The organism is Caulobacter sp., from assembly GCF_035254145.1.
Lineage (GTDB): Bacteria > Pseudomonadota > Alphaproteobacteria > Caulobacterales > Caulobacteraceae > Caulobacter.
This window is the reverse complement of the sequence record NZ_DATFAV010000053.1, coordinates 1-13,234: the sequence shown is the minus strand read 5'-3', so window position 1 is coordinate 13,234 and position 13,234 is coordinate 1. Positions and strand designations below refer to the sequence as shown.

Here is a 13,234-nt window from a genome sequence, read left to right as displayed (position 1 = left end):
CCGACTTCCCGGCGTTCGCCGGGAAGTTCGGATGAGTTGGGCGCTTAGAACCAGCCCGCCTCGCGCAGCGCCTTGGCGTAGGCGCGGCTGACCGGCGCCTCGACGCCGCCTTTCAGGGAGAGGACCGCCCGGCCGTCGCCGCGCCGGGCGTCCTCGACCGCCGCCTTGGCCACCCACCACGACCGGTGCGTCTGGGCGCCTTCGATGCCCTCAAGTTCGGTCACCGCGTCCGCCAGGCGCATCAGGATCAGGTCCTGGCCGCGCGAGGTGTGCAGGCGCAGATAGTGGTCCTCCGCCTCGACGGCGTGCAGTTCGGCACCGCGCAGCTTGGGCGGAAAACGGTCCAGGAAACGCGGCGCGGGGGCGCCCTTCGGCGCGGCGTGGGTCTCGATCGGCCGCCGCTGGACCAGGAAGTTCAAGGCGGTCATGGCGACGGTCACGACCAGCACCGGAAGCAGATAGCGCGGCAGGGTCTCGACCCGCAGGCCGCGGTTGAACAGCGCTTCGCTGACGAACCAGACCACGCCGGTGAACGGCACGGTGATCAGCACCACCGTCAGCAGGCCGTAGAGCCAGGGATTGCCGTCGGCCCGGCCCTCGCGACCGATCAACTGGGTGACCCCGGTTCCGACGACCGCGCCCGCCAGGCACAGCCCCACCCAGTAGACCAGTCGTGTGAGAATCGGCGCGTGATACGAGCCCAGCGCGCCGATCAGCGCCAGGAACACCCCGGCCCCTCCCGAGACCAGATAGCCGCGCATCGCGTCCCGTCCCAACAGCGCCGTTCGCGAAGCGTGAACGGCGTCGGCCAGCCGCTCACGAACCGAGGGCGGCGTTTGACGCAAAGACGATTGAGACACGAGGCCGCCCACTCCAACACCGACGTCGACGGCGAGGCGATCGGTCGCCCCGCTCGAACCGGGAGTGAAGGAAGATGGATGCGAAGGCCAAGTCAATCGGTCGGCTGGTTCTAGGCGACGACGCCCTGCGCAACGCCATCCTGGGCGTGGTGCTGGCGGTTCTGGTCGTCGTCGTGGCGGCGCCGAAGATGTTCACCGGCATGGGCGGCTTTCTGCTTGAGCGCGGCGTGCATCCCCACGCTCCTGACTGGTCGCTGCTGGCGGCCCAGCCGTTGGCCATCAAGCTGCATCTGACCGCCGCCCTGACCGCGTTGCTGATCGGGGTCGCCCTGATGATGCGGGTCAAGGGAACCGGCCTGCACAAGACGCTGGGCTGGACCTGGGTGATCGCCATGGGCGTCACCGCCGTCAGCTCGCTGTTCATCCGCCAGCTGAACCCCGGCCACTTCAGCTTCATCCACCTGCTGTCCGGTTGGACCATCGTCGGCCTGCCTGGCGCGATCTACGCGATCAAGCGCGGCAAGGTCGCCGTCCACCGCCGGGCCATGACCGGCATGTTCGTCGGCGGCCTGCTGCTGGCCGGCCTGTTCGCCTTCATTCCCGGTCGCCTGCTCTGGACCCTGTTCCTGGGCTGACCCCTCGCTTTTCCGACACACCGCCAAACCGACAAAAGGAGCCTCGACATGACCCTCTCCAAGAGCCTGCTCGCCGGCCTGACCTTCGCCGCCCTCGCCATCGCCCCGGCCGCTCGCGCTCAGGAGGCGCTCGGCGAGCTGACCCTGACCTTCCCGGCCTTGGCGACGAAATCCGGCGCGGTGATGATCGCCGTCTACGACAGCGCCCAGGGCTGGAGCGCGGGCAAGGCGGTGCGCGTGGCCATGGCCTCGGCCGGCGACGCCGAGCCCAGCGCCAAGATCGTCGCCCTACCGCCGGGAACCTACGCCGTGCGCGCGTTCCAGGACGTCGATGGCGACGGCAAGATGGGCAAGAACCCCTTCGGCCTGCCGACCGAGCCCTACGGCTTCTCGCGCGACGCGGTGGGCGACATGGGCCCCGCCAAGTTCGACGACGCCGCCTTCGAGGTGAAGGCCGGCGCCAACGCCCAGGCGCTGCATCTGAAGTAGGGGAGGCGACCATGAACCGACGCGACATCCTGCGCGGCGCGGCCCTGATGGGCGGGGCCGCGCTGCTGACCCCGGAGGCGGTCTGGGCCGCCGCCGCCAACGCCAAGGCCGGCGATTGGGCCCTGGGCCTGGCCGACGTCGAGAGCGACGTCGCGCCGACCGTCATGACCCGGCTGCACGGCCGCGCCCCGGCCGATCTGAAGGGGACGTTGTTCCGCAACGGCCCAGCCAAGTTCCGCCGGCCGGGCGGCTCGGTCGGCCACTGGTTCGACGGCGACGGCATGGTCCGCAAGTTCCAGATCGCCGGAGGCGAGGCCCGGATGGCCGCCCGCTTCGTCGACACGGTCAAGCGCCGCAACGACGCGGCCGCCAACGCCGTGATCACGCCCGGCTATGGCACGCCGCCCGGACCCGGCGCGCGCCTGACCGGTCCCGACGACGCCAACGCCGCGAACACCTCGGTGCTGATGGCTGGAGGCGAGCTGTGGGCCCTGTGGGAGGGCGGCTCGCCCACCGTGCTCGATCCGGCCAGCCTGGAGACGCGCGGCTTCAAGACCCTGCGGCCGGATCTCAAGGGCATGCCGTTCCTGGCCCATCCGCGCGTCCAGCCGGACGGGACGATCTGGAACCTCGGCCTTTCGGGCCATCACGCGATCGTCTGGAGGCTCGCCGCCGACGGCGCCTTGCAGAGGGCCGAAATGATCGACCTGCCGCGCGCCAGCTACATGCACGACTTCACCGCCACGGCGCGCCACCTGGTGATCGTGCTGCAGCCGTGGGTGGTGGGCCGCTTCCAGATGCCGATCTCCACGGCCATGACCTGGAAGCCGGAACTGGGAACCCAGGTCCTGGTCATCGACAAGGACGACCTTTCCAAGCGCCGTGTGTTCGAGCTGCCGCCGTTCTTCTTCTTCCACCTGGGCGACGCCTGGGAGGAGCGCGACGGAACGATCCGCTTCGACGCCTGCATCGACCAGGATCCGACCGGCACGGCCCAGAACGCCGGCCTGTTCCTGCAAGGCAAGCACGTGCCGGGGCCCCCGCCGCGCCGGGCGCTGGTCACCCTGCGCGCGGATGGTCGGGCCGAGCTGGCCAAGGAGGCGGCGACCGCCGAATTCCCGCGCTGCGACGCCCGCTTCGCCGGCGAGGTGCGGCGATACTCGGTTCACGTCACCAACGAACAGCCCGACCGGCCCCTGTTCCAGGGCGTGGCCGTGCGCGACTGGAAGCGCGACCGGGAGCAGGTCTTCGGCTTTGGATCGCGTCACCTGGTCGAGGAAATGGTCTTCGCGCCGCGTCCCGGCTCCAGCCAGGAGCTGGACGGCTGGCTGGTCGGCACGACGCTGAATCTCGACGCCAAGGCCACCGAGCTTCACGTGTTCGACGCCCGCCGCGTGGAGCAAGGCCCGATCGCCGCCTGGCGGGCGCCCGTGGCGCTGCCAGTCACCTTCCATGGAGTCTTCGTCCAGGCCTGAGATCGGCCTGAGATAACGGCGCTCACTTGCCAGGCCGCCGCGGTTGCGCCTATCCGGGGACGGAGCGCAACCACGGCGGGCCCTTTTCCATGACCGCAGCCAAGCCCGCATCCAAGTCCGGCGCCCGCGCCGGGGGGCGGGGCCGTCCGTCCAAGGCCAAGGGCCTGGACCTGAAGGAGACGATCCTCGACGCGGCCGAGGGCCTGTTCGCGCGCCACGGCTTCTATGGCGTCACGACCCGGCAGGTCGCGGCCGAGGCTGGCGTCGACACGGCGCTGATCCATTACTATTTCGGCGCCAAGCGCGAGCTGTTCGACGCGGTGTTCCTGCGCCGGGCCGAGATCCTGAACCAGGCCCGCGAAGCCTCGATGGACGCCTACGTCAAGGCGCACGCCGGCGCGATGACGGTCGAGGGCGTGATCGAAGCCTTCATCGACCCGCTGTTGCGCATCTCGCAGGACGGCGGCCCCGGCTGGAAGAGCTACTTCGCCCTGGTGGCCCAGGTGAACAACACGCCGGCCTGGGGCGGGGAGACCATGACCCGCTTTTTCGATCCGGTGGTCCATCGGCTGGTCGAGACCCTAAAGACCGTCCATCCCCGGGCCGAGTACCGCGATCTCTATTGGTGCTACCAGTTCCTGACGGGGTCGATGATGTTGGCCCTGTCAGAGACCGGCCGCATCGACTCGCTGTCGGAAGGCGAATGCCATTCCAGCGACCTCGAGGCGGTGCGGGCGCGATTGTTCTCGTACTGCGCGGCGGGCTTCGAGGCCGTTATCGCCAAGGCGGACTAGGGCGGCGAGCGTCGCTTCCATCCATTTTCATCACCTGATGAAAAAGTGCTGGCTTCTGGCGCCGGTTCGGGTGATGGTGAAGGCAATTCGCCGTTCGATGAATTGGCGACCCTCGAACACGCGTCCGCTCAAAAGGACCGATCGGGGCGGGTGGAAACTAGGGAGGGGAAACCCATGACTTCGATGTGGAAGGCCGCGCTGCTGGCTGGCGCGGCGTGGAGCGCCGTCGCGGGCGCGGCTTCGGCGCAACAGGCCCCGGCTTCGGACGAGACGTCCATCGGCGTCGACCAGGTGGTCGTCACCGCCCGCCGTCGCGAGGAAAACCTCAAGGACGTTCCGGTCGCCGTTTCGGCCTTCTCGGCCGAGAAGCTGGAACGCCAGGGCGGCACGGACATCACCGTCCTGCAGCAGACCACCCCGAACATCACGGTGCAGACCGCCCGCGGTTCGAACTCGACCCTGATCAGTTACATCCGCGGCGTGGGCCAGCAGGATCCGCTGTGGGGCTACGAGCCCGGCGTCGGTCTGTATGTCGACGACGTCTACATCTACCGCCCGCAGGGCGCCGTGCTCGACATCTTCGACATCGAGCGCATCGAAGTGCTGCGCGGCCCGCAAGGCACCCTCTATGGCCGCAACACCATCGGCGGCGCGATCAAGTACGTGACCAAGCGCCTGGGCGACGAGGCCGGCGCTAAGGTCAAGGCCACCTATGGCAGCTACAACCAGACCGACGTGCTGGTCACGGCCCAGACCCCGATCGCCGAGACCGGCCTGTCGATCGGCGCCGCCTACGCCCTCTACAAGCGCGACGGCTACGGCTCGAACCTGACCACGGGCGCGGACCAGTACGACAAGGACGTCCACGCCTACCGCCTGAGCGCCGAGTACAAGCCGACCGAGGATCTGTTCTTCCGCCTGGCCTATGACCGGGTCGAGGACAACTCCAATCCCCGCCACGGCCACCGCGAACTGCCGTCGCTGACCGGCGGCTACAAGGTGCTGGACGTCTACGACACCCAGGCGGGCATGGGCGACAAGAACCACGTCCTGACCAAGGGCGTGTCGCTGACCGGCCAGTGGAACGTCACCGACCAGGTCACGCTGAAGTCGATCACCGCCAATCGCCGCGGCCACACCGACACCGTGATCGACTTCGACGGCACCCCGCTGCCGACGCTGGACGTGCCGGCCACCTATGACGACCGCTCGTTCTCGCAGGAACTGCAGGCGGTCTATTCGGACGAGAACGTCCAGGGCGTGTTCGGCCTCTACTACATGAACAGCCAGGCCTCGGGCGAGTTCGACACCATCGCCGGCAACCTCGGCCTCTCGATCGCCGACGGCGGCAAGGTCAGCACTCAGAGCTTCGCGGCCTTCTTCGACTTCAGCGCCAACCTGACCGACAAGTTCAAGGTGTCGCTGGGCGCCCGGGCCACGCGCGACGCCAAGCGCGCCAACGTGTTCCGCTACTTCTACCTCGGCGCGACCCGCTCGCCCTACCAGGGCGGCGCCCAGCGCCCGATCCTGCAGGTGCGCACGAACTACAACGCCGAGAAGACCTTCGAGCAATTCACGCCGCGCATCTCGGCCTCGTACGACATTAACGACGACCTGACGACCTACGCCTCGTTCTCCAAGGGCTACAAGTCGGGCGGCTGGGACATGCGCGGCGACGCCGCGATCACCCCGCAGACGACCCAGGGCTACAAGCCCGAGATCGTGAAGACCTACGAGGCCGGCCTGAAGGGCTACGCGCTCGACCGTCGCGTCTCGTTCTCGTCGGCCTTGTTCCTGTCGAAGTACACCGACCAGCAGGTGACGACCCAGGTGGTGGTGCCGTCGGGCATCGCCAGCTCGGTCGACAACGCTGGCGCCTCGACGCTGTACGGCGCCGAGTTCGAAGCCAGCGCCAAGCTGGCCTCGCATCTGTCGGGCAATGTCGCCCTGGGCTACATCCACGCCAAGTACGACCGCTTCAGCCGCTTCGTGCCGGCCGGCGCGCCGAACCCGCTGAACCCGTCGCAGACCCTGGCGACCGGTCAGGTGGTCAACGTCGCCGATCTCTACGGCTTCCAGAACACGCCGCAATGGACGGGCAATGTCAGCCTGACCTGGCGCGGCGAACTGGCCGGCGGCGATATCTCCATCACCCCGATGGTCAGCTATCGCGACGCCTACCAGCAGTTCGAGCAGCCCCTGCCGGCGCTGGACCAGAAGGCCTTCACGCTGGTCGACCTGACGGCGATCTGGACCGCTCCGGGCGGCAAGTACAAGCTGGCCCTGACCGGCAAGAACCTGACCGACGAGCGCTATCGCACGGGCGGCTACAACTTCGGCGTGGCCACCTACAACAACTCGGTGATCGGCTTCTACGGACCGCCGCGCACCATCGCCGGCTCGATCGAGGTGGCGTTCTAATTCTCTAGGCGAAAGCTGGGGCGGGGCTTGCTGCAACAAGCCCCGCCCATTTTTTGTAGTCAGTGGCGTAGGCGGGGGCGGGTGATGAGCGACAACCGGATCGAGGCGCCGGCCCAAGCCGCAGGCAAGCCGTCGAGCTATCGCTACGTCGTCCTGGCGATGCTGATCCTCGCCTACACCTTCAATTTCCTCGACCGTCAGATCCTCGGCATCCTGGCCAAGCCGATCAAGGACGAGTTCGGCCTGACCGACGCCCAGTTCGGCCTGATGGGCGGGCTGGCCTTCGCCCTGCTCTACACGACCCTGGCCATCCCGATCGCCTGGCTGGCCGATCGCTTCAGCCGCGTCTGGATCATGACCGCCGCCCTAACCCTCTGGAGCGGCTTCACCGCCCTTTGCGGCGTGGTCGGCAGCTTCAGCCATCTGTTCCTGGCCCGCATGGGCGTGGGCATCGGCGAGGCGGGCGGCGTGGCGCCGGCCTATTCGCTGATCTCCGACTATTTCCCCAAGCATCAGCGGGCCCGCGCCCTCGCGGCCTACGCCTTTGGCATCCCGCTGGGCACGGCGGCCGGCACGCTGGTGGGTGGTCTGCTGGCCGTCCACTACGGCTGGCGCACGGCGTTTATCGCCGTGGGCCTGCTCGGCGTGCTGCTGGCGCCGGTGTTTCGCCTGGTGATGCGTGATCCGGCGCGCGGCGGCGCCGACCGCGCGCCGGGCGAGCCGCCGCCCGCGCCCGCGCCGGCCGCGCCGCTGGGGGAGGTCCTTCGCCTTCTGGCCGCCAAGCCGAGCTTCTGGCTGCTGTCGCTGGGGGCGGCCTCGTCCTCGGTCTGCGGCTATGGCGTCGCCGCCTGGCTGCCGTCCTTCTTCATGCGCAGCCTGGGCCTGACCCTGGCTCAGACCGCCTGGTATTATTCGGGCATCGCCTTCCTGGGCGGTGTGATCGGCATCTGGCTGGGCGGGGCCATGGCCGACCGCCTGGGCGCCAAGTCGAAGGCCGGCTATCCCCTGACCCCGGCGGTGGCCTTCCTGATCTCGGCGCCCTGCTTCATCCTGGCCATGAATAGCGGGGGCCTTGTCGGGGGGCTTGGAGGGCAGGCGGCCCTGGCCCTTGCCTTCGTGATCTTCCTGATCCCGACCGGTTTGAACCTGACGTGGCTCGGCCCGATCACGGCGGCGGTGCAGCATCTGGCGCCCGCCCCGATGCGGACGACGGCCTCGGCGCTGTTCCTGCTGATTAACAACCTGCTGGGGATCGCCGTCGGGGTCTATTATTTCGGCGCCGTCTCCGACCTGCTGAAGCCGACGTTCGGGGCCGAATCCCTGCGCTGGGCGATCTATACCGGCATGGGCTTCTATCTGCTGGCGGCGTTGCTGTTCTTCCTGGCCTCGCGCCGGCTGGACCAGGACTGGGTCGACTAAGTCCCGCGGATCGGGCGGCGGAAGGTCGCAAACCTTCCACCGCCACGCTTCGGTCACGATCGGGTATCAAGAGCCGCGAAGATCGCGAGCGCCGCCATGACACCCGAAGACCGCCCTATCTTTCACGACCCCACGGGCAAGCGTGAACGGCGGGCCAAGCTGGCCCTAGGGATCGTCATCTCGCTGATGGCCGCGATCGTCGCGGGCTTCGTGGCCACCCTGGCCTTCGCGCCGCGCCTGCCCGACGCTCCGCTGAAGGACCCGCACGTCCTGACGTCCCTGCACCAGGAGACGCCGCGCCGGGTCAAGCCGGTCAAGTCCTGGCGACGCGTGCCCCGGCCTAAGATCGCGCCCGACGACGCCGCGGCGCGACCGTTGTCGGTCGGCTTCTACGTCGCCTGGGACGAGGACAGCCGCGAGTCGCTGCGGCGCAACATCGACAAGCTGGACGTGGTGTCCCCGCAATGGGTGGCCATCAACGGCGCCAAGGGCGACGTCACCGTCGTCGACGATCCGGAAGGCACCGCGCGGATCGCCAACGCGCCGAACCATCCGGCCGTCCTGCCGCTGGTGCACAATTCGGCCAACGCTGCGTTCAACGGCCCCCTGGCCGACGCCCTGTTTTCCAACCCGGCGGCCCGGGCGAAGCTGATCGCCACTCTCAAGGACCTGGCGGCCCAGCGCGGCTACGGCGGCTATGTCTTCGACTTCGAGGCGCTGTCGGCCAAGGGTCTCGCCGCCTATCCCAAGTTCCTGCAGGAGGCGCGGGCCGCGCTGCAGCCAGCCGGCCGCGAGGTCTGGGTCACCGCGCCATTCGACGAAGAGGGCTGGCCGCTCAAGCGGCTGCAGCAGGCGACCGACACCCTGGTGCTGATGGCCTATGATCAACACTACGCGCTCGGCGATCCCGGGCCCAACGCCGGCCAGGACTGGTACGAGAGCGAGCTGGAGAAGCGTTTTGCCCGGCTGGATCCGTCCCGCACGGTGATGGCCCTCGGCGCCTATGGCTACGACTGGACGCTGAACAAGGACGGCGGCCGCGCGTCCGGCGCGCCGGCCACCTTCCACGAGGCCATGCGCAACGCCCAGGACGCCGGCGCCAGCATCCGCATGGACGACGACGCCCTCAACCCGACCTACACCTATACCGACGACAACGGCGACGACCATGTGGTGTGGTTCATGGACGCGGTGACGCTGTTCAACCAGGTCAAGGTCACCGATCCCTGGAAGCCGCGCGGCTACGCCCTGTGGCGGATGGGCATGGAGGATCCGGGCGTCTGGTCACTGCTGGGCAAGCCGTACGGCCAGGCCTCGCCCGGAGGGCTCACGACCCTGGCGAACGGCCAGGGCGTCGACTTCGACGGCGGCGGCGAGGTGCTGCGGGTGGCGCAGTTGCCCACCCCCGGCAAGCGCAGCCTGGAGTTCGACCCCGACACCGGCCTGATCTCCGGCGAGCGCTATGACGTCCTGCCGAGCTCCTACGTCATCGAGCGTTACGGCCAGCGGAAGGGCATGGTCGCCCTGACCTTCGACGATGGCCCCGACGGTCGCTGGACGCCGAAGATCCTCGACGTGCTGAGGGCCAAGCACGCGCCGGCCACCTTTTTCGTGATCGGCCAGAACATGCAGAAGCGCCCCGACCTGGTGGAGCGCGAGGTCGCCGAAGGCCACGACGTGGGCGGCCACAGCTGGACCCATCCCAATATCGGCGAGACGCCGCTGCCCCAGGTGCAGGTCGAGCTGAACGCCACCCAGCGCCTGTTCGAGGTGATCACCGGCCGCTCGATGCGCCTGTTCCGGCCGCCGTTCTTCGGCGACGCCGAGCCGTCGACCCCGCACGAGGTGGCGCCGCTCGTGATCGCCCAGACCCTCGGCTACATGACCGTGGGCCTGCGCATCGACCCAGACGACTGGCAAAAGCCCGCGCCCCAGCAGATCATCGACCGCACGCTCGACCGCCTGGACAATCCGGGCAATCGCCCGGGCCAGGTCGTGCTGCTGCACGACGCCGGCGGCGACCGCAGCCGCACCGTCGCGGCCCTGCCGGGGTTGATCGATGCGATCCGCGCGCGCGGCTACACTCTGGTGACGATCGGCGACCTGGCCGGCATGACCCCCCAGCAGGTGATGCCGCCGACCTCGCGCAACGGCTTGGACCTGGCTCTGGATCGCCTGGGCTTCGACTTCTTCCGCTGGGCGCAGGCGGCGATGACCGTGCTGTTCGTGACCGCGATCTTCCTGGGCGTGGCGCGTCTGGTGTTCCTGGCCAGCCTGGCGCTGGTCCACCGCTTCTGGACCCACGAGGCGCCAGCGGACCTGGATCCGGCGACCGGCCCGCTGGTCAGCGTGCTGATCCCCTGCTTCAACGAGGAGAAGGTCATCGCCGCCTCGGTGGCCCGCATCCTGGAGAGCGACTGGAAGAACCTGGAGGTCCTGGTTCTCGACGACGGGTCCAAGGATCGCACCGCCGAGGAGGTCCGTACCCATTTCGCGCACGATCCGCGCGTGACGCTGCTGTCTTTCGAGAACGGCGGCAAGGCGCGGGCGGTGAACAGGGGCCTCGCCGTCGCCAAGGGCGAGTACGTGGTGGCGCTGGACGCCGACACCCTGTTCCCGCCCGAGACCATCGGGCGCCTGGCCCGCTGGTTCCAGGATCCGGACATCGGCGCGGTGGCCGGCAACGCCATCGTCGGCAACCGCCTGAACATTGTCACCCGCTGGCAGGCCCTGGAATACGTCACCGCGCAAAATCTGGAGCGGCGGGCCCTGTCGGCCCTGGGCGCGGTGACGGTGGTGCCGGGCGCCGTGGGCGCCTGGCGCAAGAGCGTGCTGGACGCCCTGGGCGGCTATCCATCCGACACCCTGGCCGAGGACCAGGACCTGACCATCGCTTGCCAGCGCGCGGGCTGGAAGGTGGCCTTCGATCCGGAGGCCCGCGCCTATACCGAGGCGCCCGACACGGTCGGCGGCCTGCTCAAGCAGCGCTTCCGCTGGTCGTTCGGCACGCTCCAATGCGTTTGGAAGCACCGAAAGGCGATGTTCAACACCAAGGCGCCGGTGCTCGGTTTCGTGGCCCTGCCCCAGATCTGGTTGTTCCAGATTGTGTTGGCCGTGGCCGCGCCGCTGGTCGACCTGGCGGTGATCTGGGCGCTGGTCTCGGGCCTGTACGGCGTGGTCGCCCACCCGGTGGAGTGGCGTCCCGACGACACGTTGTTGAGCCTGGCCTATTGGGCGATCTTCATCGCGGTCGATCTCGCCGCCGGCGCCCTGGGCATGGCCCTGGAGAAGCGCGCGCCCTGGGCGGACCTGCCGTTCCTGCCGATCCAGCGGTTCGGCTACCGCCAGCTCATGTACTACGTCGTGGTCAAATCCGTGGTGATGGCGATCCGTGGCGGACGGGTCGGATGGGGCAAGCTGGAGCGGCGCGCGACCGTTTCCGTGGCTCCGAAGACTTAAGAGTCCGCCGAGGTAAGCGTTGTCATTTCGCGCGAAGAGTGTGACCGGTAACAATTGCGCTGGGTCAAGGGCTTCCCTTGCCGCGAGGTCAAGGGGCGGCGGGAGGCCGTCCCACCCGACGCCATAAGCGCGCAAGCCTTCACCTTATCGATCGCGTGCGGTTGCGCCTGCGAAATAGCGCACCTATAACCCGGCCACATTTCAGAAAGCCGTCGTCGAGACCGGGCCCTCATGAACATCCACGAACATCAAGCCAAAGCCGTACTCGCCGAGTTCGGCGCCCCCGTGCCGCGCGGCTTCGCCGCCTTCACGCCCGATGAAGCCGCCGCCGCCGCCGAAAAGCTGGGCGGGCCGGTCTTCGTCGTGAAGAGCCAGATCCACGCCGGTGGCCGTGGCAAGGGCAAGTTCGAGGGCCTCGGCCCCGACGCCAAGGGCGGCGTCCGCGTCGTCAAGTCGGTGGAAGAGGTCAAGGCCAACGCCGCCGAGATGCTCGGCCGCGTGCTGGTGACCCACCAGACGGGCCCCAAGGGCAAGCAGGTCAACCGCCTCTACATCGAAGAAGGCGCGGCGATCGCCAAGGAATTCTACCTGTCGCTTCTCGTTGACCGCGCCTCGAGCAAGGTCTCGGTGGTCGCCTCGACCGAAGGCGGCATGGACATCGAGGACGTCGCCCACGCGACGCCCGAGAAGATCCACACCTTCACCATCGACCCGGCGACGGGCGTGTGGCCGACCCACCAGCGCGCCCTGGCCAAGGCTCTGGGCCTGACCGGTGGTCTCGCCAAGGAAGCCGCCTCGCTGCTGACCCAGCTCTATACGGCGTTCATGGCCAAGGACATGGCCATGCTGGAGATCAACCCGCTGATCGTCACCGCCGACGATCACCTGCGCGTCCTCGACGCCAAGCTGTCGTTCGACGGCAACAGCCTGTTCCGTCACCCGGACATCAAGGCGCTGCGCGACGAGAGCGAAGAAGACCCCAAGGAAATCGAAGCCAGCAAGTACGACCTGGCCTACATCGCCCTCGACGGCGAAATCGGCTGCATGGTCAACGGCGCTGGCCTGGCCATGGCCACCATGGACATCATTAAGCTGTACGGCGCCGAGCCGGCCAACTTCCTGGATGTCGGCGGCGGCGCTTCGAAGGAGAAGGTCACCGCGGCCTTCAAGATCATCACCGCCGATCCGGCCGTGAAGGGCATCCTGGTCAACATCTTCGGCGGCATCATGCGCTGCGACATCATCGCGGAAGGCGTCATCGCCGCCGTGAAGGAAGTCGGCCTGAAGGTTCCGCTGGTCGTCCGCCTGGAAGGCACCAACGTCGAACTCGGCAAGAAAATCATCTCGGAAAGCGGCCTGAACGTCATCGCCGCCAACGATCTGTCTGACGGCGCCGAGAAGATCGTCGCCGCTGTGAAGGGCGCCCGCTAAATGTCGGTTCTGATCGGTTCTCACACCAAGGTCATCTGCCAGGGCATCACCGGCGCTCAAGGCACGTTCCACTCCGAGCAGGCCATCGCCTACGGCACCAAGATGGTCGGCGGCGTCACCCCGGGTAAGGGCGGTCAAACGCACATCGGCCTGCCGGTGTTCGACACCGTCGGCGAAGCCAAGGAAGCCACCGGCGCCGACGCCTCGGTGATCTACGTCCCGCCGCCCTTCGCGGCCGACTCGATCCTGGA

The 13,234-nt window shown here is 68.3% G+C and carries 9 protein-coding genes and 1 pseudogene; 9 read left to right on the top strand and 1 reads right to left on the bottom strand.

Features of this window, described 5'->3' with window-relative positions:
• Nucleotides 1–44: 44 nt before the first annotated feature.
• Nucleotides 45–872 carry a LytTR family DNA-binding domain-containing protein gene (locus tag VJ655_RS02805; protein WP_324098025.1) on the bottom strand — a complete coding sequence of 276 codons (828 nt, stop codon included), beginning with the start codon at nt 870–872 and terminating at the stop codon, nt 45–47.
• 62 nt (nt 873–934) lie between these two features.
• On the opposite strand from VJ655_RS02805, the gene VJ655_RS02800 reads away from it, so the two are divergent.
• The 9 genes and pseudogenes from VJ655_RS02800 to VJ655_RS02760 form a co-directional block, all read left to right on the top strand.
• Nucleotides 935–1,495, top strand: a complete 561-nt coding sequence (locus tag VJ655_RS02800; protein WP_324098023.1) for a DUF2306 domain-containing protein — start codon at nt 935–937, stop codon at nt 1,493–1,495.
• A gap of 48 nt (nt 1,496–1,543) precedes the next feature.
• Nucleotides 1,544–1,984 (top strand): DUF2141 domain-containing protein, encoded by a 441-nt coding sequence (locus tag VJ655_RS02795; RefSeq protein ID WP_324098021.1) that lies wholly within the window; start codon nt 1,544–1,546, stop codon nt 1,982–1,984.
• 11 nt (nt 1,985–1,995) lie between these two features.
• The gene (locus tag VJ655_RS02790) at nt 1,996–3,459 is read left to right on the top strand and encodes a carotenoid oxygenase family protein (RefSeq protein ID WP_324098019.1); all 1,464 of its coding nucleotides are present in this window, start codon (nt 1,996–1,998) and stop codon (nt 3,457–3,459) included.
• Nucleotides 3,460–3,548: 89 nt separating this feature from the next.
• Nucleotides 3,549–4,253: a TetR/AcrR family transcriptional regulator gene (locus VJ655_RS02785; protein ID WP_324098017.1), complete on the top strand. Its 705-nt coding sequence runs from the start codon at nt 3,549–3,551 to the stop codon at nt 4,251–4,253.
• Between the two features lie 174 nt (nt 4,254–4,427).
• Nucleotides 4,428–6,674, top strand: a complete 2,247-nt coding sequence (locus VJ655_RS02780) for a TonB-dependent receptor (protein WP_324098015.1) — start codon at nt 4,428–4,430, stop codon at nt 6,672–6,674.
• 84 nt (nt 6,675–6,758) lie between these two features.
• The gene (locus tag VJ655_RS02775) at nt 6,759–8,093 is read left to right on the top strand and encodes an MFS transporter (protein ID WP_324098013.1); all 1,335 of its coding nucleotides are present in this window, start codon (nt 6,759–6,761) and stop codon (nt 8,091–8,093) included.
• A gap of 96 nt (nt 8,094–8,189) precedes the next feature.
• On the top strand, nt 8,190–11,552 hold the full coding sequence (locus VJ655_RS02770; RefSeq protein ID WP_324098011.1) for a glycosyltransferase: 3,363 nt from the start codon (nt 8,190–8,192) through the stop codon (nt 11,550–11,552).
• A gap of 231 nt (nt 11,553–11,783) precedes the next feature.
• Entirely contained in the window at nt 11,784–12,983 is a 1,200-nt protein-coding gene (sucC, locus tag VJ655_RS02765; RefSeq protein WP_324098009.1) for an ADP-forming succinate--CoA ligase subunit beta, read from the top strand.
• Nucleotides 12,984–13,234: pseudogene (locus VJ655_RS02760) on the top strand (succinate--CoA ligase subunit alpha); the annotation flags it as partial.

Coding starts and splice junctions, on each gene's coding strand:
- VJ655_RS02800 (WP_324098023.1), top strand. CDS start 935: ATGGATGCGAAGGCCAAGTCAATCGGTCGGCTGGTTCTAGGCGACGAC.
- VJ655_RS02795 (WP_324098021.1), top strand. CDS start 1,544: ATGACCCTCTCCAAGAGCCTGCTCGCCGGCCTGACCTTCGCCGCCCTC.
- VJ655_RS02790 (WP_324098019.1), top strand. CDS start 1,996: ATGAACCGACGCGACATCCTGCGCGGCGCGGCCCTGATGGGCGGGGCC.
- VJ655_RS02785 (WP_324098017.1), top strand. CDS start 3,549: ATGACCGCAGCCAAGCCCGCATCCAAGTCCGGCGCCCGCGCCGGGGGG.
- VJ655_RS02780 (WP_324098015.1), top strand. CDS start 4,428: ATGACTTCGATGTGGAAGGCCGCGCTGCTGGCTGGCGCGGCGTGGAGC.
- VJ655_RS02775 (WP_324098013.1), top strand. CDS start 6,759: ATGAGCGACAACCGGATCGAGGCGCCGGCCCAAGCCGCAGGCAAGCCG.
- VJ655_RS02770 (WP_324098011.1), top strand. CDS start 8,190: ATGACACCCGAAGACCGCCCTATCTTTCACGACCCCACGGGCAAGCGT.
- sucC (WP_324098009.1), top strand. CDS start 11,784: ATGAACATCCACGAACATCAAGCCAAAGCCGTACTCGCCGAGTTCGGC.